This window comes from Pseudomonas sp. S2_B07, from assembly GCF_054668435.1.
The window spans coordinates 1,817,247-1,835,171 of sequence record NZ_CP162769.1 but is presented as its reverse complement, the minus strand read 5'-3'; the positions used below and the strand labels follow the sequence as shown (position 1 = coordinate 1,835,171).

The 17,925-nt window shown below is 60.1% G+C and carries 16 protein-coding genes and 2 pseudogenes; 6 read left to right on the top strand and 12 right to left on the bottom strand.

The window, feature by feature from the left end; all coding sequences use genetic code 11:
- The first annotated feature begins 13 nt into the window (after positions 1–13).
- Entirely contained in the window at positions 14–418 is a 405-nt protein-coding gene (locus AB4N43_RS08525) for a hypothetical protein (RefSeq protein ID WP_027922389.1), read from the top strand.
- A 47-nt stretch (positions 419–465) separates the two neighbouring features.
- Here the strand turns inward: AB4N43_RS08525 and AB4N43_RS08520 are convergent, their stop codons facing one another.
- Both AB4N43_RS08520 and AB4N43_RS08515 read right to left on the bottom strand, forming a co-directional pair.
- Positions 466–1,353: a LysR family transcriptional regulator gene (locus AB4N43_RS08520; RefSeq protein WP_027922390.1), complete on the bottom strand. Its 888-nt coding sequence runs from the start codon at positions 1,351–1,353 to the stop codon at positions 466–468.
- 148 nt (positions 1,354–1,501) lie between these two features.
- Positions 1,502–2,221 (bottom strand): SDR family oxidoreductase, encoded by a 720-nt coding sequence (locus tag AB4N43_RS08515; protein ID WP_123434066.1) that lies wholly within the window; start codon positions 2,219–2,221, stop codon positions 1,502–1,504.
- 284 nt (positions 2,222–2,505) lie between these two features.
- Between AB4N43_RS08515 and AB4N43_RS08510 the strand changes: the two are divergent.
- A pseudogene (locus AB4N43_RS08510) lies at positions 2,506–2,754 on the top strand (type II toxin-antitoxin system HicB family antitoxin); the annotation flags it as partial.
- A 98-nt stretch (positions 2,755–2,852) separates the two neighbouring features.
- Here AB4N43_RS08510 and AB4N43_RS08505 read toward each other — a convergent pair.
- Positions 2,853–4,058: an MFS transporter gene (locus tag AB4N43_RS08505; protein WP_027922392.1), complete on the bottom strand. Its 1,206-nt coding sequence runs from the start codon at positions 4,056–4,058 to the stop codon at positions 2,853–2,855.
- 237 nt (positions 4,059–4,295) lie between these two features.
- On the opposite strand from AB4N43_RS08505, the gene AB4N43_RS08500 reads away from it, so the two are divergent.
- A complete protein-coding gene (locus AB4N43_RS08500) occupies positions 4,296–4,925 on the top strand; it encodes a DUF5666 domain-containing protein (RefSeq protein WP_027922393.1) in 630 nt (209 codons plus the stop codon).
- An 89-nt stretch (positions 4,926–5,014) separates the two neighbouring features.
- Here AB4N43_RS08500 and AB4N43_RS08495 read toward each other — a convergent pair whose 3' ends face one another.
- The 8 genes from AB4N43_RS08495 to gcl form a co-directional block, all read right to left on the bottom strand.
- Positions 5,015–6,013, bottom strand: a complete 999-nt coding sequence (locus AB4N43_RS08495; RefSeq protein WP_059181368.1) for a sulfate ABC transporter substrate-binding protein — start codon at positions 6,011–6,013, stop codon at positions 5,015–5,017.
- A 93-nt stretch (positions 6,014–6,106) separates the two neighbouring features.
- Positions 6,107–6,931, bottom strand: a complete 825-nt coding sequence (locus AB4N43_RS08490; protein WP_027922395.1) for an ion transporter — start codon at positions 6,929–6,931, stop codon at positions 6,107–6,109.
- Between the two features lie 21 nt (positions 6,932–6,952).
- A complete protein-coding gene (locus tag AB4N43_RS08485; protein WP_460154206.1) occupies positions 6,953–7,867 on the bottom strand; it encodes an urea transporter in 915 nt (304 codons plus the stop codon).
- Between the two features lie 138 nt (positions 7,868–8,005).
- On the bottom strand, positions 8,006–9,421 hold the full coding sequence (gene pyk / locus AB4N43_RS08480) for a pyruvate kinase (RefSeq protein ID WP_027922397.1): 1,416 nt from the start codon (positions 9,419–9,421) through the stop codon (positions 8,006–8,008).
- A complete protein-coding gene (locus tag AB4N43_RS08475; protein ID WP_027922398.1) occupies positions 9,411–10,691 on the bottom strand; it encodes a glycerate kinase type-2 family protein in 1,281 nt (426 codons plus the stop codon). Before AB4N43_RS08475 ends, pyk begins: the two co-directional genes overlap by 11 nt.
- Before the next feature lie 119 nt (positions 10,692–10,810).
- Positions 10,811–11,701 (bottom strand): 2-hydroxy-3-oxopropionate reductase, encoded by an 891-nt coding sequence (locus tag AB4N43_RS08470; RefSeq protein WP_460153761.1) that lies wholly within the window; start codon positions 11,699–11,701, stop codon positions 10,811–10,813.
- A gap of 183 nt (positions 11,702–11,884) precedes the next feature.
- Positions 11,885–12,667 (bottom strand): hydroxypyruvate isomerase, encoded by a 783-nt coding sequence (gene hyi / locus AB4N43_RS08465; RefSeq protein ID WP_027922400.1) that lies wholly within the window; start codon positions 12,665–12,667, stop codon positions 11,885–11,887.
- Positions 12,668–12,841: 174 nt separating this feature from the next.
- Positions 12,842–14,617 (bottom strand): glyoxylate carboligase, encoded by a 1,776-nt coding sequence (gcl, locus tag AB4N43_RS08460; protein WP_460153760.1) that lies wholly within the window; start codon positions 14,615–14,617, stop codon positions 12,842–12,844.
- Positions 14,618–14,884: 267 nt separating this feature from the next.
- On the opposite strand from gcl, the gene AB4N43_RS08455 reads away from it, so the two are divergent.
- Together AB4N43_RS08455 and AB4N43_RS08450 are read left to right on the top strand one after the other, a co-directional pair.
- Positions 14,885–15,325: a GlcG/HbpS family heme-binding protein gene (locus AB4N43_RS08455; RefSeq protein ID WP_027922402.1), complete on the top strand. Its 441-nt coding sequence runs from the start codon at positions 14,885–14,887 to the stop codon at positions 15,323–15,325.
- 209 nt (positions 15,326–15,534) lie between these two features.
- Positions 15,535–15,993, top strand: a pseudogene (locus AB4N43_RS08450) (REP-associated tyrosine transposase).
- Positions 15,994–16,120: 127 nt separating this feature from the next.
- On the opposite strand, the gene AB4N43_RS08445 reads toward AB4N43_RS08450, so the two are convergent.
- Positions 16,121–16,726 (bottom strand): TetR/AcrR family transcriptional regulator, encoded by a 606-nt coding sequence (locus AB4N43_RS08445; protein ID WP_027922404.1) that lies wholly within the window; start codon positions 16,724–16,726, stop codon positions 16,121–16,123.
- A gap of 134 nt (positions 16,727–16,860) precedes the next feature.
- On the opposite strand from AB4N43_RS08445, the gene AB4N43_RS08440 reads away from it, so the two are divergent.
- Entirely contained in the window at positions 16,861–17,775 is a 915-nt protein-coding gene (locus AB4N43_RS08440; protein WP_027922405.1) for a DUF808 domain-containing protein, read from the top strand.
- Positions 17,776–17,925 lie beyond the last annotated feature (150 nt).

The following is a 17,925-nucleotide window of genomic DNA, read 5'->3' as shown; positions in this document are numbered from 1 at the left end:
AGGAAGCACCGCCATGACCGCTATTGCTCGTATCACCCTGCTCAGTCTGGTTTTGGGGTTAAGTGCATGTGCGGTCCAGCGGCCAGAGCCCACGACACCACCACCGATCCCGCCATCGCAGCCAAGGCCGACACCGTCCACGACACCCTCGCCGGGCAAACCGGGCATCCCCGCCAAGCCGGCCAAACCGATGCCGCGCACCTCCGCCAGCTTCGCACCGCCACCGGGTGGTAATAGCCATTGGGACGCCAAGCTTGGCGTCTATGTGCTGGAGGATCAGACCAACACCTTCTACCGCCAGCGCACCTACTACCGCTGGAACAACGGCTGGAGCCGTTCGGTCAGCCCCGACGGGCCTTGGGAAGACACGGATATCCATGGCGTTCCGGGCGGGTTGGGACGGCAATTCGGGCAGTAAATGAAAACGGCGATCTGAGGATCGCCGTTTTGCCGCTTGAGTCCTGTTCAGGTTCTATTCACCAACAACCCCTGCACATACTCCACAAACGCCCGAGCCTTCGCGCTGGCCATTCTTCCGGTGGGAAACACCGCCCACAAATCCTGGTTCGGCAGGGTCCAATCCGTCATCACTTCCCTGACGGCACCGCTGGCCAGCTCCGGAGCAAACATCCATTCGGAGGCCATGGTCAATCCCAGATGGGCGAGGACCGCTTCACGCAAACCTTCCGCGGCGCTGACGCGAATTCGGCCATTGATGATCACGGACTGTTCTTCGCTCGCGTTGCGAAATTGCCAGTTGGCGCCGCCGCCCAAGGCGTAGACCACTGCCTGGTGTTTGCACAGGTCAGCCGGGCAGGTGGGTTCGCCGTGTTTGTCGAAGTAAGCCGGTGTGCCGAGTACAACACGTCGGCATTCGGCGATCTTGCGGGCGGTGAGGCCGGAGTCGCTCAGGGCGCCCATGCGCAGTGCGACGTCGACGCCTTCTTCGACCAGATTGAGGTTACGGTCGTCGAGCAGCAGGTCGATGTTCAGGTCTGGATTCTGATCGAGGAACGGCCCGAGGTGCGGCACGATATGGATTCGGCCGAAGGTCACGGCGGCGCAAATGCGCAGGTTGCCGGTCAGCCCGCTGGCGGCACCGCGCGCGGCGTTGTCGGCCTCGTCAACTTCTTCGATGGCACGTTTGGCGCGTTCGAAAAAGGCCAGGCCGGCCTCGGTGGGCGTCAGGCCTCGGGTCGAACGCAACAACAGTCGCACGGCCAGGCGTGATTCGAGTTGCGCAATGGCTTTCGACACGGCGGGCTGGCCGATATTCAGGCGCCGGGCGGCGGCGGAAAACGAGCCGGTTTCCACGACGTAGACGAAGGTTTCCATTGCGGCGAGGCGGTCCATTCGAAACCCTTGTGCAGTCTGATGCCTTTAGGAATTCCCCTGTAGGAGTGAGCCTGCTCGCGATGGCGGCCTGACATTCAACAACGATGTTGGCTGTCAGGACCTCATCGCGAGCAGGCTCACTCCTACAGGGGTTTTGTATTGTTGGTTAGAACGCGGCTTTGCCGATGGAGGAGCCGCCGTCGACAAACAGCGTTTGCCCGGTGATAAACCCGCTCTGCTCGGACAGCAAAAACGCGATCGCCGCCGCAATCTCCTGCGGCTGCCCCAAACGGCCCATCGGCACGCCCGCCAGATACCGCGCTTCACCCTCACTGCCCGGTGGATTGTTGGTGCGGAACAATTCGGTTTCAGTCGGCCCCGGTGCCACGGCATTCACTGTCACGCCAGTTTTCGCCAGCTCCAGCGCCCACGATCGCGTGAAGCTGATCAGCGCCGCTTTCGCCGCCGCATACGCCGTGCGTTGGGTGATCCCCAGCACGGTCAAACTGGAAATATTCACCACCCGACCCCAGCCCTTGGCACGCATATTCGGCAGCAGTGCCTGGGTGGCCTGCAACGCCGAATGGAGGTTGACCCGCATCACATCGTCGAACGTATCCAGATCGATCTCGCCCAACACCTGCGGGCGTACCAGACCGACGTTGTTCACCAGCCCATCAAACTCGTACGTCCTGGCCAGATCCGCCAGGACTTCCTGGGTCAGCGCCCTGTCGCTCAAATCCAGTGGAAACAGAATGCCGGGGAACGTCAGGTCAGGGGTTCGTGCGATCCCGACCACCCGGTGCCCGGCGCGATCCAGATGCTCGGCCACCGCGCGACCGATGCCTTTGCTGGCGCCTGTGATGAGAAAAGTACGACGGGTCATTTCACACTCCTTGAAAAGAACCTGCCGCCGGGGCGGGCGGCGGTGAAAGGGGCAGCCGCGAATCGCATCCAGCATCGCTTCAGGCTCAGGACGCTGAGTGTAATCCGGGTTGACCTCGGCGTAACGACTCACACCATCCTGATCGATCACATAATCGTGCCGGCATCGACACTCTTGGGGGAATGAGTGAGCTCACATCCTGAAAAACAACGTGAACAGATCCTGTCCGGATTCTATGGTCCAGTGACGCTTTATTAAGGTGATGTTTTGCGGGAGGAACGCCTGTGCACCATCCCATCATTATCGAGTGGGGAGACGAGAGAACGGCAATCGGTATTCAAATACCTGACATCCCTGGCGCGGTGACCGCCGGGGATACGTTTGAGGAGGCATACAACGCTGCTGTCGAAGTCGCACGGATCCTGCTGCAAAAAATGGTGGAGGAGGGGTTTATTGTTCCAACACCAACGTCAGTAAGCACGCATCGGGACAATCCGGAATTCGCAGGCAGGGGATGGGGAATGTTGAACGTTTGAATCAGGCGATTGCCGTCATATCGCATCGCGAGCAGGCTCGCTCCCACAGGTTGGGCGATTACCTGTGGGAGCGAGCTCGCGAGGGTTTAAAAAGCTTAAGCCGTCGCCAGCGAAGCCTTCTGCGAAGCACTCAAAAACCGCAGCAACGCCAACAGCGGAAACGTACTCCCCACAATCACGATCCACAACCAGCCGCCGTGTTCATACACCGCACTGGCCACCGACGAACCAAACGCACCGCCGATGAAGATGCTGGTCATGTACAGCGCGTTCAAGCGACTGCGGCTTTTGGCGTCGAGGGCGTAGACCGCGCGTTGGCCGAGGACCATGTTCATCTGAACGCAGAAGTCGAGTACCACGCCGGTCACGGCCAGGCCTATGACGCTGTAGAGCGGATGGATGAACGCCGGCAGGAAGCTCAGGCTGGCGAATATCAGGGCCAGCAAAGACGCGATGCGGGTGTGACCGGCATCAGCCAGGCGACCGGCGATGGGCGCGGCGATGGCGCCGATGGCACCGACCAGGGCGAAGATCGCGATCTGGGTTTGCGACAGGCCATGATTGCGGGCGAGTTCCAGCGGCACGGCGGTCCAGAACAGGCTGAACGTGGCGAACATGCAACCCTGATAAAACGCCCGCTGACGCAAGACCGGTTGTTGGCGCAACAGTGTCCACAGCGACCCCAGCAACTGCCCGTAAGAAGCACTGTGATCAGGCTGGCGCTTGGGAATGGTCAGCGCGAGCACGATGCTGATCGCCGCCATCAACGCGGCCGCAATCATGAACATCGCGCGCCAGCCGAAGTGGTCAGCCACCACGCTGGACACCGGTCGTGCCAGCAGAATACCCAGCAGCAAACCGCCCATGATTCCGCCGACCACCCGGCCGCGAGATTCTTCCGGTGCAAGATGCGCGGCCAGTGGAATCAGGATCTGCACCGATACTGAACTGAAGCCTACCAGCAACGAGATCAGCAAAAACACATTGGGCTGATCGGTGAACGCAGCGCCCAGCAAACTGGCAATCGCCACCACGGTGGTGATGATCATCAATCTACGGTTCTCCAGCAGATCGCCCAGCGGCACCAGGAAGAACAACCCCAGCGCGTAGCCAATTTGCGTCAACGAAACGATGAAGCTGGCCATGGTGCTGGTCAGGCCGATGTCCGGCGCGATCAGGCCAATGATCGGCTGGGCATAGTAAATATTGGCGACGATGGCGCCGCAGCAGAAGGCGAAGAGCAGCACCATGCCTTTGGTCATTGTCGCGGCACCGTGGGGCGCCTGGGTCGTTGGATTCATAACGGGTCTCGCTGGACAAAAGGGAATGCGCGAAGGCTAAGCGGCAAGCCCAAACGGCGGAAGAGAGGTTGAAGTGATAGTAATCATTCCATTGCGGAATGAGTGACGCTGGCCATGTGCTGTTTGCCGATGCACCTTGCGTCCCAAAAAAGTGAGGTCCGATGATACATTCACTTACATCCTGTTCGATAGCGTGCTTATGTTCTCTCTCACGTTTCATAACCGGAAGGCACTGCCATGAATGCGATGATTCGCCACCTGATTCGCGGCGCTTCAGCCCTGACACTGATGACCTTGTTGACCACTGGCCTGGCCGAGGCCGCCGACGCGCCGGGTTTGCGCATCGGTGTTCGCGGCGAGATCACCGGGGTCAGCTCCGACGCGTTGAATGTCCACGCCAACAGTGGGGAAAACGTGGTCATCCACCTGACCAACGACACCAAAATCCGCGCCGTCACTTTGGCTAACATCGAAGACATCAAACCCGGCAGCTACATCGGCTCGGCGGCGATTCCTCAGGAAGATGGGACCCTCAAGGCGCTGGAAGTCCACGTCTTCCCGCCGGAACTGGCCGGCAGTGGCGACGGGCATCGGCCCTTCGACCTGGTCAAGGGCAGCAGCATGACCAATGGCAGCGTCGGTGATCTGGTGGTCAGCAATGGCCGGGTGTTGACGGTTAACTACAAGGGCGGGCAGCAGAAAATCCTGGTGCCGATGGACGTGCCGATTGTGAATCTGGTGCCGGGGGATCGCAGTTTGCTGAAGGTGGGGGTGAAGATCGTGACGTTTGTGACGCAGAGTGCGGACGGGACGCTGACGGCGCAATCGATCTCGGCGGGCAAGGATGGCGTGACACCACCAATGTGAAAGCAAGTCCCAATCCCGGTGAACTTTGGGTTTGTGTCCGGCAAAAAAAGGCGACCTGCTCAGGTCGCCTTTTTCATTTTGCTCAGGAATTACTGACCGGTGTAAATCTGATCAAAGATCCCGCCATCATTGAAGTGGGTCTTCTGCACCGTGCGCCAGTCACCAAAGGTCTTCTCAACCGACAGGAAGTCCACTTTCGGGAAACGATCGGTGTGCTTGGCCAACACCGCCGGGTCACGCGGACGCAGGTAGTTCGCCGCCGCAATTTCCTGACCTTCCGGCGACCACAGGTACTTCAGGTATTCCTCGGCCGCAGCACGAGTGCCTTTCTTGTCGACGACTTTGTCGACCACCGTCACCGGCGGTTCGGCTTCGGCGGAAACGCTCGGGTAGATCACTTCAAACTGGTCACGACCAAACTCGCGGGCAATCATTTCCGCTTCGTTTTCGAAGGTCACCAGCACGTCGCCGATCTGGTTGGTCATGAACGTGGTCGTGGCTGCGCGGCCGCCGGTGTCCAGTACCGGGGCTTGTTTGAACAGCTTGCCAACGAACTCCTTGGCCTTGTTCTCATCACCGCCATTCTTCAGCACATAGCCCCAGGCCGACAGGTAGGTGTAGCGACCGTTGCCCGAGGTTTTCGGGTTCGGCACGATCACCTGAACGCCATCCTTGAGCAGATCCGGCCAGTCTTTCAGGGCTTTCGGGTTGCCTTTACGCACGATGAAAACCGTGGCGGAGGTAAACGGCGCGCTGTTGTTCGGCAGGCGCGTGACCCAGTTGTCCGGCACCAGTTTGCCGTTGTCCGCCAGGGCGTTGATGTCGGTCGCCATGTTCATGGTGATGACGTCAGCCGGCAGACCGTCGATCACCGAGCGCGCCTGTTTGCTGGAACCGCCGAAGGACATCTGCAGGGTGATGTTTTCGTTGTGCTCGGCTTGCCAGTGTTTCTGGAAGGCAGTGTTGTAGTCCTTGTAGAAATCGCGCATCACGTCGTAGGAAACGTTAAGCAGGGTCGGGGCGGCTTGAGCCATGCTGGTCAATGCCAGGCCAGCGGCCAGAAGTGAGGCGCCAAAGAGTTTTTTCACTGCGCAGTCCTTGTTCTAATTTAAAAGTGAGGCAATTTGCCAGCGACTATAGCCGGGCTCGCATAGGCCTTTAAAGATTAAAAAGCTCTTTGCTTATTCCAGTTTCTTGAATAGTGCGTTGCCACATCGCGAGCAGAATGCCGCACCGTGTTCGTGGCTGTTTTTCTTGCACACCGGGCAGTCATGTTGCAGCTGTTCGCCACGCATCGCGTTAGCCAGTTCGGCGGTGAAAATCCCGGTGGGCACGGCGATGATCGAGTAACCGGTGATCATCACCAGTGACGAAATCACCTGGCCCAACGGCGTCTTCGGCACGATGTCGCCGAAGCCCACGGTGGTCAGCGTAACGATCGCCCAATAGATGCCTTTGGGAATGCTGGTGAAGCCGTGTTCCGGACCTTCGATCACGTACATCAAGGTGCCGAACACCGTCACCAGGGTGCAGACGCTGACCAGAAACACCACGATTTTCTGTTTGCTGCCGCGCAGCGCTGACATCAGGTAATTGGCTTGCTTGAGGTACGGGCCGAGCTTGAGCACGCGGAAAATCCGCAGCATCCGAATGATCCGGATGATCAGCAGGTACTGCGCATCGGCGTAATACAGCGCGAGGATGCCGGGCACGATGGCCAGCAAGTCCACCAGCCCATAGAAGCTGAACGCGTAACGCAAAGGCTTGGGCGAGCAGTACAGCCGCAGGATGTATTCGACGGCGAAAACGAAGGTGAAGCCCCACTCGATATACGCCAGCAGATCGGCGTAGTTCTGGTGAACCGCGTCGATGCTGTCGAGCATCACGATGACGATGCTGGCGAGGATGATCAACAGCAGGATGCCGTCGAAGCGTCGCCCCGCCTTGGTGTCGCTCTGGAAAACCATGACGTAAAGCTCTTCACGCCAGTTTTTGCTGCTGTCCATGGATACCGCCTGAACCAATGATCAGCGCAGCCTAGGTTGATTCTCCCCAGGAGCGCAAGGCGCAGTGGTCATCGTGGCTTTGCCGAGCACTTGAACAATCGTACGGATCAGCCAGCAACCGAGGATGAACGGCGCGGTCAGCGTGGGCAGGCCGATCGCGGCAAACACGGGTGTCAGCAGCAACGCGAGTGCAATAGCGAGCGGAGGCAGCCACAGTTGCTGGCGTTGCGAGCTGAAGGCGAGGGCGGCAAGCACGGCGTTATAGCCACCGAGGCCGATCAGGGCGGTGTAGAAGTCATGGTTCAGCAGGCTCCAGCCCATGCCCGCGACAGACGCGAACATCGCCCAGCAAAAAGCGCGGCGGTCAGCAATCAGCAATCCGGCGGCAATCAGCGCACCGGCCAGCGGATGACCGAGGAACATCACCTGGCCGAGGCCTTTGAGGGGGGCGGCGAGCATGTTCAGGGTGTTGATTTCGATCAGGTGCGCCTGGGTCGACGGCGTGGCGAAGCACAGCAGCAACCAGCCCAATCCCACGAAGGGCGCGGTGTAGGCGGGCAGGTATTGGCTGACCCGGGAGCGTTTTAGCCACTGTTGAGTCAGCATCGCGCTCAGGCCACCGCAGGCGATGATCATCAGCGGCAGCAGGGCAGACCAGGGGAAATAGAGGCTCAGCAGCAAGCCGAGCAAGACGCCGTTGTAGCTGAACAGTCCGGCCTGTCGATCCTCTTTGGCGTAGTTGCGACGTTGCGCGGTGAGCAACCCGGCGACACCGCCCAGCAGCGCACCGCCGAGCAGGGTGGGCGCGGTAAACAGAATCGCCAACAGGCACAGCAGGCCGCACAGCGGATTTCGCTGGAGGAAGATCTGACTGAAACCGTTGAGCAGGGCTGTCGCCCAGTCGGGGCAGTGGGTGTTGAAGTGATTGGCAGGCATTTTAAGGGTCATTCAGTGCAGATCGTTCCCACGCTCTGCGCGGGAATGCCTCGATGGACGCTCTGCGTCTGCTCTTGGGACGCAGAGCGTCCCGGGCCGCATTCCCACGCAGAGCGTGGGAACGATCATGGTATGGGGTTAAATCAGGGTTTCGATGCGCAATGAGTTAGTCGACCCCGGCTGCCCAAACGGCACACCCGCAGTGATCAATAACGTGTCGCCCCGCTGAGCCATGCCCTGGGCCTGGGCAATCTCCAGCGCTGTCGAACACACTTCATCCACCTGCCGCAGCCGATCATTGACCACCGAGTGCACGCCCCACGCCACGGTCAGGCGGCGAGCGGTCTGCAGGTTCGGCGTGAGGTTGAGGATCGGCACCGTCGGCCGTTCCCGCGCCGCGCGCAAACTCGAGGTGCCGGACTCGCTGTAGTTCACCAGCACCGCCACTGGCAGCACATTGCTGATTCGACGAATCGCACAGCTGATCGCATCTGAAACCGTCGCCTCGGCTTTCGGCCGGCTCACGTCCAGTTGCGCCTGATAGTCCGGACCGTTTTCCACCTGGCGGATGATCTTGCTCATCATCTGCACCGCTTCCAGCGGGTATTCACCGGAGGCGGTTTCCGCCGACAGCATCACCGCGTCCGCACCTTCAGCCACGGCGTTGGCCACGTCGGTGACCTCGGCGCGGGTCGGGGCCGGGGAGAAGCGCATCGACTCGAGCATCTGCGTCGCCACCACCACCGGTTTGCCGAGCTCACGGCAGAGGGTGATGATGTTTTTCTGAATCTGCGGCACGCTTTCGGCCGGCACTTCCACGCCCAGATCACCGCGAGCGACCATGATCGCGTCGCTCAATTCAGCGATTTCCCGCAGCTGAGTCACCGCCGATGGTTTCTCGATCTTGGCCATCAAAAATGCTTTGTCGCCGATCAACTCGCGGGCTTCGCGGATGTCTTCCGGACGTTGCACAAATGACAGCGCGACCCAATCCACACCCAGCTCCAGGCCGAAGCTCAAATCACGGCGATCCTTGGCGGTCAGCGGGCTCAGTTCCAGCACCGCTTGCGGTACGTTCACGCCTTTGCGGTCCGACAGTTCGCCGCCATTGAGCACGGTGGTGTCGATGGCGTCGGAATACTTGGTCACCACGCGCAGACGCAATTTGCCGTCGTCCAGCAGCAGGTCCATGCCTGGCTCGAGCGCGGCGATGATTTCCGGGTGAGGCAGGTTAACGCGGCGCTCGTCACCCGGCGTCGGGTCCAGGTCCAGGCGCAAGGCCTGACCGCGATGCAGTTGCACCTTGCCTTCGGCGAACTTGCCGACCCGCAGTTTCGGGCCTTGCAGGTCCATCAGAATGCCCAGCGGGTAATTCAGCTGGCGCTCGACTTCACGAATCCAGTGGTAGCGCTGAGCGTGGTCGGCGTGATCACCGTGGCTGAAGTTCAGGCGGAAAATATTGACCCCGGCCTGCACCAGTTCGCGGATGTCGTCGATCCCGTCGATGGCTGGGCCGAGGGTGGCGAGGATCTTAACCTTCTTGTCAGGCGTCATGTTTAGGGCTCTCGAGGATCAGGATGGCGCGGAAGTCGTTGACGTTGGTGCGGGTCGGCTCGGTGACGATCAGTGCGTCCAGCGCCTCGAAATAGCCGTAGCCATTGTTGTTGTCGAGTTCGTCGCTGGCGCTCAAACCGAGGGCGGCGGCGCGGGCGTAGCTGTCCGGGGTCATGATTGCGCCGGCGTTGTCTTCGGAGCCGTCGATGCCGTCGGTGTCCCCGGCCAGGGCGTAGACGCCGGGCAGGCCTTTGAGGCTGTCGGTCAGGCTCAGCAAGAACTCGGCGTTGCGCCCGCCACGGCCATTGCCGCGTACGGTCACGGTGGTTTCACCGCCCGAAAGGATTACGCATGGCGCGGCCAGTGGCTGACCGTGCAGCACGACCTGACGGGCGATGCCGGCGTGGACCTTGGCCACGTCGCGGGATTCGCCTTCCAGATCGCCGAGGATCAGCGGGCTGAAACCGGCCTGCCGCGCTTTCACGGCGGCGGCTTCAAGCGATTGTTGTGGACGGGCGATCAACTGGAAATGACTACGCGCGAGGCTCGGATCTCCGGGTTTGACCGTCTCCGATTCCGGGCTTTGCAGCCAGTTACGCACTGAGGCCGGAACTTCGATGCCATAGCGCTTGAGGATCGCCAGCGCTTCGGCGCAGGTGCTTGGGTCGGCCACGGTCGGGCCGGAAGCGATGACCGTGGCGAGGTCGCCCGGCACATCGGAAATCGCATAGGTATACACAGTGGCCGGCCAGCAGGCTTTGCCGAGACGGCCGCCCTTGATCGCCGAGAGGTGCTTGCGCACGCAGTTCATCTCGCCGATGGTGGCGCCGGATTTGAGCAGGGCTTTGTTGATCGATTGCTTGTCGGCGAGGGTGATACCGGCGGCGGGCAATGCGAGCAGGGCGGAGCCGCCACCCGAGAGCAGGAAGATCACGCGGTCGTCTTCGGTCAGGTTGCTGACCAGCTCAAAGACTCGCTTGGCGACAGCCTGGCCGGCAGCGTCCGGCACCGGATGGGCCGCTTCGACCACTTCGATTTTTTCGCACGGGGCGCCGTGACCGTAACGCGTCACCACCAGACCGGAGACTTCACCCTGCCAGCAACGCTCGACGACTTGCGCCATGGCGGCCGCAGCTTTACCGGCGCCGATGACGATTACCCGACCGCTGCGATCTTTGGGCAAATGGGCTTCGAGGACTTGCTGCGGATGGGCGGCGTCGATGGCTGTGGCGAACAGCTCGCGCAGGAATTGTTGCGGATCGACCGACATGGCGGGCTCCCGGAATTCTTGTTATTGGAGTAGGGCGAAAGCAGGTGTTTCGACTCGGTCCCTGTGGGAGCTGGCTTGCCAGCGATGCAGGCCCGCTCCCACAGGTATTGCGGCGAATGTTACTTATCGCGAATCGAGAAATTCGCCATGTGTTCCAGGCCCTTGATCAATGCCGAGTGGTCCCAGTTGCTGCCACCAATGGCCGCGCAGGTGCTGAACACTTGCTGGGTGTTGGCGGTGTTCGGCAGGTTGATGCCCAGTTCCTTGGCACCTTGCAGGGCCAGGTTCAGATCCTTCTGATGCAGGCTGATGCGGAAGCCCGGATCGAAAGTGCCTTTGATCATGCGCTCGCCGTGTACTTCGAGGATCTTCGACGAAGCGAAACCGCCCATCAGTGCTTCACGAACCTTGGCCGGATCGGCGCCGTTTTTCGAGGCGAACAGCAGGGCTTCTGCGACGGCCTGGATGTTCAGCGCAACGATGATCTGGTTCGCCACTTTCGCGGTTTGACCGTCGCCGTTACCACCGACCAGGGTGATGTTCTTGCCCATGGCCTGGAACAGCGGCAGGGCGCGTTCAAAGGCATCGGCATCGCCGCCGACCATAATGCTCAGGCTCGCCGCCTTGGCGCCGACTTCACCGCCAGACACTGGCGCGTCGAGGTACTGCGCGCCTTTTTCGTTGATCTTGGCCGCGAACGCTTTGGTCGCGGTCGGCGAGATCGAGCTCATGTCGATAACGATTTTGCCTTTGCCCACGCCGGCTGCAACGCCGTTTGCGCGGAACAGCACGTCGTCTACCTGTGGGGTATCCGGCACCATGACGATGATGAATTCGGCTTCTTGCGCGACTTCTTTCGGGTTGGCCAGGGCGACGGCGCCAGCGGCAATCAGGTCGGCAGGCGCGGCGTCGTGGTGCGCCGACAGGAACAGGCTGTGACCGGCTTTCTGCAGGTTCAACGCCATTGGGTGGCCCATGATGCCGGTGCCGATAAATCCGATTTTAGCCATGAGAAAATCCTCGTTTTATTTCGATGCTGCAATGCAGTCTTAGAGACGCAGCAGATTCATTGTGGGAGCTGCGGTGCGACGATTCGACTTGCCAGCGATGGCGGTGGGTCAGGCAAGCTATTTGTTTTGTGTGCTGCCGCCATCGTGGGCAAGCCCGCTCCCACAGAGTTTTGTGTTGTTCGTTCAGATCGCGTTATGGGTTTTCAACCAGCCCAGGCCCGCTTCGGTCGTGGTCAGCGGCTTGTATTCGCAGCCAACCCAACCCTGATAACCGATGCGGTCCAGGTGTTCGAACAGGAAGCGGTAGTTGATTTCACCGGTGCCCGGTTCGTTGCGTCCTGGGTTGTCGGCCAACTGGATATGGTTGATCTCGCCCAGGTGCGCAGCCATGGTGCGGGCCAGGTCGCCCTCCATGATTTGCATGTGGTAGATGTCGTATTGCAGGAACAGGTTGGCGCTGCCCACTTGTTCGCGGATCGACAGGGCTTGCGCCGTGTTGTTCAGGTAGAAGCCCGGGATGTCGCGGGTGTTAATCGCTTCCATCACCAGTTTGATACCCGCCGCTTGCAGCTTGTCGGCCGCGTACTTGAGGTTGGCGACGAAGGTTTTTTCCACGGTGGCATCGTCGACACCTTGTGGACGAATACCGGCCAGGCAGTTGACCTGGGTGTTGCCCAGCACTTGCGCGTAGGCGATAGCCAGGGTGACACCGGCGCGGAATTCTTCAACGCGGTCCGGCAGGCACGCGATACCGCGTTCGCCCTTGGCCCAGTCACCGGCCGGCAGGTTGAACAGCACCTGGGTCAGACCGTTGGCATCGAGCTTGGCCTTGATCTCGGCGGAGCTGAAATCATAAGGGAACAGGTACTCGACACCACTGAAACCGGCCTTGGCGGCCGCTTCAAAACGGGCAAGAAAATCCTGCTCAGTGAACAGCATGGACAGGTTGGCTGCGAAACGCGGCATGGTGGTCTCCCGTAAATATGTGCAGGCCCCTGTGGGTGCGAGCCTGTGTGGCGAGGGAGCTTGCTCCCGCTCGGCTGCGAAGCAGTCGCAAAGCTTTTGGGGCCGCTTCGCGACCCAGCGGGAGCAAGCTCCCTCGCCACACAGGCGCGCTCCCACAGTGGGAACGATCAGCTGTTAATCAAGCAACGAAATCGCCGTCGGTGCGTCGTTGCCGACCAGCGCCAGGTCTTCGAATTCGTTGACGGCGTTGATCTCGGTGCCCATGGAAATGTTGGTCACACGCTCCAGAATAATCTCGACGATCACCGGCACCTTGAACTCCTCGATCAGTTCCTGGGCCTTGCGCAGGGCAGGCTGGATCTGACCCGGTTCAAACACTCGCAATGCCTTGCAGCCGAGGCCTTCGGCGACCGCGACGTGATCGACACCGTAACCATTGAGTTCCGGAGCGTTCAGGTTATCGAAGGACAGCTGCACGCAGTAGTCCATGTCGAAACCGCGCTGGGCCTGACGAATCAGCCCCAGGTACGAATTGTTGACCACAACGTGGATGTACGGCAGCTTGAACTGCGCGCCCACCGCCAACTCTTCGATCATGAACTGAAAATCATAGTCGCCCGACAGCGCCACGACCTTGCGGGTCGGATCAGCCTTGACCACGCCCAGTGCCGCCGGAATGGTCCAGCCCAACGGGCCGGCCTGGCCGCAGTTGATCCAGTGACGCGGCTTGTAGACGTGCAGGAACTGCGCGCCGGCAATCTGCGACAGACCGATGGTGCTGACGTAGCAAGTGTCTTTGCCGAACACCTGGTTCATCTCTTCGTAAACGCGCTGCGGCTTGACCGGCACATTGTCGAAGTGCGTTTTGCGCTGCAGGCTGGCTTTGCGTTGCTGGCAGTCTTGCAGCCAGGCGCTGCGGTTTTTCAGCTTGCCGGCGGCTTGCCATTCACGGGCGACTTCGATGAACACGGTCAGTGCGGCCGCGGCGTCGGAGACGATGCCCAGGTCCGGGTTGAACACGCGGCCGATCTGGGTCGGTTCGATATCAACGTGAATGAACTTGCGGCCTTCGGTGTAGACGTCGATCGAACCGGTGTGACGGTTGGCCCAACGGTTACCCACGCCCAGCACCACGTCGGATTTGAGCATCGTCGCATTGCCGTAGCGGTGCGAGGTTTGCAGGCCGACCATGCCGACCATCAAAGGGTGATCGTCCGGAATGGTGCCCCAGCCCATCAGGGTCGGAATGACGGGGATGCCGGTCAGCTCGGCGAACTCGACCAGCAAGTCGCTGGCGTTGGCATTGATGATGCCACCACCGGCCACCAGCAATGGACGCTCAGCCTGATCGAGCATGGCCAGGGCCTTCTCGATTTGCACGCGGTTAGCGGTGGGTTTGGCCAGCGGCAGCGGTTGGTAAGCGTCGATATCGAATTCGATTTCCGCCATCTGCACGTCGAACGGCAGGTCGATCAGCACCGGGCCTGGGCGGCCGGAGCGCATTTCGTAGAAGGCTTTCTGGAACGCATAAGGCACCTGGCCCGGTTCCATGACGGTGGTTGCCCACTTGGTCACTGGCTTGACGATGGTGGTGATGTCGACGGCCTGGAAGTCTTCCTTGTGCATACGGGCGCGGGGGGCCTGGCCGGTAATGCAGAGAATCGGGATCGAGTCGGCCGAGGCGCTGTAGAGCCCGGTGACCATGTCCGTACCGGCAGGGCCGGAGGTACCGATGCACACGCCGATGTTGCCAGCCTTGGTGCGGGTGTAACCCTCGGCCATGTGCGAGGCGCCTTCAACGTGGCGAGCGAGGACGTGATCGATGCCACCGACCTTCTGCAAGGCGGAGTACAGCGGGTTGATCGCGGCGCCCGGGATGCCAAAAGCGGTATCTACCCCTTCACGGCGCATCACCAGAACGGCGGCTTCGATTGCTCTCATTTTGCTCATGGTTTTGTGCCTCTTACGTTTTGTAATTGTATACAAGTGGCTTTGCGCAGAGTGTATTCACGGCGGACGGCGCAGGTCAATCCATTTTCTCAAGCGACCGTTTCATTCGTCGAAAGCCTTATCTAGTGTGGCTTTTCGTCGCATGTGGCGCTTTTCGATAATTATTGTATACAAAAAAATAACTCATTGTGTTCTATTTGTTGCATCGGCCTGCGGCACAACGGCGCAGCCCAACGCCTTTCCGAAAAACAAAATGAGGACGGCACCATGAGCGCTTTAACCTTGAAAGTTGCAGTCAAACTGGTCAACGAAGCCATCAATGCAGGGCGGGGCATCAACGCCGCGCCGCTGACCGTCGCGGTACTCGATACCGGCGGCCACCTGATTACACTGCAACGCGAAGACGGCGCCAGCCTGCTGCGCCCGAATATCGCCATCGGCAAAGCCTGGGGCGCCATCGCCCTGGGCAAGGGCTCACGCCTTCTGGCACTCGACGCCCAACAACGCCCGGCCTTTATTGCCGCGCTCAATAGCATGGGCCAGGGCAGCGTCGTGCCGGCACCGGGCGGTGTGTTGATTCGGGATCAGGCGGGGAATGTGCTGGGAGCAATCGGGATTAGCGGCGATCTGTCGGATATCGATGAGCAGGTGGCTATTAAGGCGGTGGAGGCGTTGGAGTTGAAGGCGGATGCAGGGGTGGCTTCCTGATTTCTCGCGCCTGATCGATAGTCATCGCCGGCAAGCCAGCTCCCACAAGGTTTTGTGTTGAACAAAGATTTTTGAACGATACCAACCACTGTGGGAGCTGGCTTGCCAGCGATGGTGGCCTGACGGACACATCAAGAAAAAGACCCAACCAGCCAGATGGATCACTGAGGTCTAGCCTTCTGATGAACTCATCGTGAAGGGGCAATGGATTGCCTGATCTTCCCGCATCACATCGCCTGCGAGCCGGCCGCTATGCCGAGCCCAATAGAATCTATCTACTGACCACCAACACACTTGATCGAGACCCGATCTTTGCCGGTTTCGCTTTGGGCAGATTGGTGGCTCATCAATTTCGGCGGGCGCAAGAACTCGAATTAGCGAACTCACTGGCTTGGGTTGTCATGCCTGATCATTTTCACTGGTTGGTCGAACTGGAAAATTGCTCGCTCAAAAAACTGATGCGCGAAACCAAGTCATTGATTGCGCGAGAAGTGAATATTTCCATCAACAGGAAAGGACCGCTTTGGTAGCAGGGTTATCACGACCGGGCACTGCGGCGGGAAGAGGATCTGGTGAAAATGGCGCGATATGTGGTGGCTAACCCATTACGGGCGGGGTTGGTCGAAAAGATTGGCGACTATCCGCTTTGGGATGCCATTTGGATTTGATCTGACACTGAGTTGCCTCCATCGCTGGCAAGCCAGCTCCTACAAGTTTTTGCGTTGGACACAAATAGTGTGAACGACGCAAAACTCTGTGGGAGCTGGCTTGCCAGCGATGGCCGCAGCGCGGTGGTCAGTCCGGCTCACACCCCTTCAACACCAACCGAATGATCGTCTGCGCTGCCGCCTCATAATCGGCCTCATCCAGCTTGGCCTTGCCAGTAATCGCCGTGATTTGCCAGTCAAAGTCGGCATAGGTCTGGGTCGCGGCCCAGATGCTGAACATCAGGTGGTTGGGGTCGATGGCGGCGATCTGGCCGCGGTCGATCCAGGTCTGGATGCAGTCGATGTTGTGCTTGGCCTGGCTGTTGAGCTGTTCCACCAGGTCGGCGCTCAGGTGCGGGGCGCCGTGCATGATTTCGCTGGCGAACACTTTCGAGGCGAACGGCAAGTCGCGGGAGATGCGAATTTTCGAGCGAATGTAGCCGCTCAGTACTTCGCTGGGCTCGCCTTCAGGATTGAACGGTGTCGAGGCCTGCAGAATCGGCTCGATGATACTTTCCAGGACCTCGCGGTAGAGGTTTTCCTTGGATTTGAAGTAGTAGTAGACGTTGGGCTTGGGCAATCCCGCCTTGGCTGCGATGTCACTGGTTTTGGTCGCAGCGAAGCCCTTGTCGGCAAATTCTTCACTGGCGGCACGCAGGATCAGTTCTTTGTTGCGCTCGCGGATAGTGCTCATAAACCAGGGGGTTCCTTGCCTGTTCTGGCGGTTGCGCATGGTATCACCGGCCTCGCGCGGCGCTCAAGAATGCCCCGTGTGGCACTCGGCCGCGCTATGCTGCGCAGCATTCATTCAAGAAGGAAACCTGATTCATGGCAGGAAGCAGTTTGCTGGTGCTGATCGATGACATCGCCGCGGTACTCGACGATGTGGCATTGATGACCAAAATGGCCGCCAAGAAGACCGCCGGTGTGCTCGGCGACGATCTGGCGCTCAACGCCCAGCAGGTCAGCGGCGTGCGGGCCGAGCGGGAAATCCCGGTGGTCTGGGCCGTGGCCAAGGGCTCGTTTCGCAACAAACTGATCCTGGTGCCGTCGGCCTTGGCCATCAGCGCGTTCATTCCGTGGCTGGTGACGCCGTTGTTGATGGTCGGCGGCGCTTACCTGTGTTTCGAAGGTTTCGAGAAGCTCGCGCACAAATTCCTGCACAGCAAGGCTGAAGACCAGGCCGAACATGCGGAACTGGTCGAGGCTGTCGCTGATCCGGCGGTCGATCTGGTGGCGTTCGAACAGGACAAGATCAAAGGCGCGGTACGCACCGATTTCATCCTGTCGGCAGAAATCATCGCCATCACCCTCGGCACCGTGGCAGATGCCTCGCTGACCCAACAAGTGATCGTGCTCTCGGGCATTGCCATTGTCATGACCATCGGCGTGTATGGCCTGGTGGCGGGCATCGTCAAACTCGACGACCTCGGTTTGTGGCTGACCCAAAAGCCTGGGCAGATGGCGAAAAGCATCGGCGGCGGCATTTTGCGAGCCGCGCCTTACATGATGAAAAGCCTGTCGGTGATCGGTACGGCGGCGATGTTCCTGGTCGGTGGCGGGATCCTGACCCACGGCGTGCCGGTGGTTCATCACTGGATCGAAAGCGTCAGCGCCGGGGCGGGCGGTGCCGGGTTTATCGTGCCGACGTTGTTGAACGCGGTGGCGGGGATTGTCGCGGGTGCGGTGGTGTTGGCGGGCGTGATGGTTGCCAGCAAGGTCTGGAAAGCGCTGAAAGGCTAAAGCCAAACGCTGTCCAACTGTAGGAGTGAGCCTGCTCGCGATAGCGCTGGGTCAGTCAGTAGAGATTTTGACTGTGCTGACCTCATCGCGAGCAGGCTCACTCCTACAGGGGATTTGTGGTGTGGCGGGAATGTAAAAAGGCCATTCGAC

Coding starts and splice junctions, on each gene's coding strand:
- AB4N43_RS08520 (WP_027922390.1), bottom strand. CDS start 1,353: ATGGACCGCCTCGCCGCAATGGAAACCTTCGTCTACGTCGTGGAAACC.
- AB4N43_RS08485 (WP_460154206.1), bottom strand. CDS start 7,867: ATGCCTGCCAATCACTTCAACACCCACTGCCCCGACTGGGCGACAGCC.
- AB4N43_RS08440 (WP_027922405.1), top strand. CDS start 16,861: ATGGCAGGAAGCAGTTTGCTGGTGCTGATCGATGACATCGCCGCGGTA.
- AB4N43_RS08470 (WP_460153761.1), bottom strand. CDS start 11,701: ATGGCTAAAATCGGATTTATCGGCACCGGCATCATGGGCCACCCAATG.
- pyk (WP_027922397.1), bottom strand. CDS start 9,421: ATGACGCCTGACAAGAAGGTTAAGATCCTCGCCACCCTCGGCCCAGCC.
- AB4N43_RS08500 (WP_027922393.1), top strand. CDS start 4,296: ATGAATGCGATGATTCGCCACCTGATTCGCGGCGCTTCAGCCCTGACA.
- AB4N43_RS08515 (WP_123434066.1), bottom strand. CDS start 2,221: ATGACCCGTCGTACTTTTCTCATCACAGGCGCCAGCAAAGGCATCGGT.
- AB4N43_RS08490 (WP_027922395.1), bottom strand. CDS start 6,931: ATGGACAGCAGCAAAAACTGGCGTGAAGAGCTTTACGTCATGGTTTTC.
- AB4N43_RS08505 (WP_027922392.1), bottom strand. CDS start 4,058: ATGAATCCAACGACCCAGGCGCCCCACGGTGCCGCGACAATGACCAAA.
- AB4N43_RS08525 (WP_027922389.1), top strand. CDS start 14: ATGACCGCTATTGCTCGTATCACCCTGCTCAGTCTGGTTTTGGGGTTA.
- AB4N43_RS08475 (WP_027922398.1), bottom strand. CDS start 10,691: ATGTCGGTCGATCCGCAACAATTCCTGCGCGAGCTGTTCGCCACAGCC.
- hyi (WP_027922400.1), bottom strand. CDS start 12,667: ATGCCGCGTTTCGCAGCCAACCTGTCCATGCTGTTCACTGAGCAGGAT.
- AB4N43_RS08445 (WP_027922404.1), bottom strand. CDS start 16,726: ATGAGCACTATCCGCGAGCGCAACAAAGAACTGATCCTGCGTGCCGCC.
- gcl (WP_460153760.1), bottom strand. CDS start 14,617: ATGAGCAAAATGAGAGCAATCGAAGCCGCCGTTCTGGTGATGCGCCGT.
- AB4N43_RS08455 (WP_027922402.1), top strand. CDS start 14,885: ATGAGCGCTTTAACCTTGAAAGTTGCAGTCAAACTGGTCAACGAAGCC.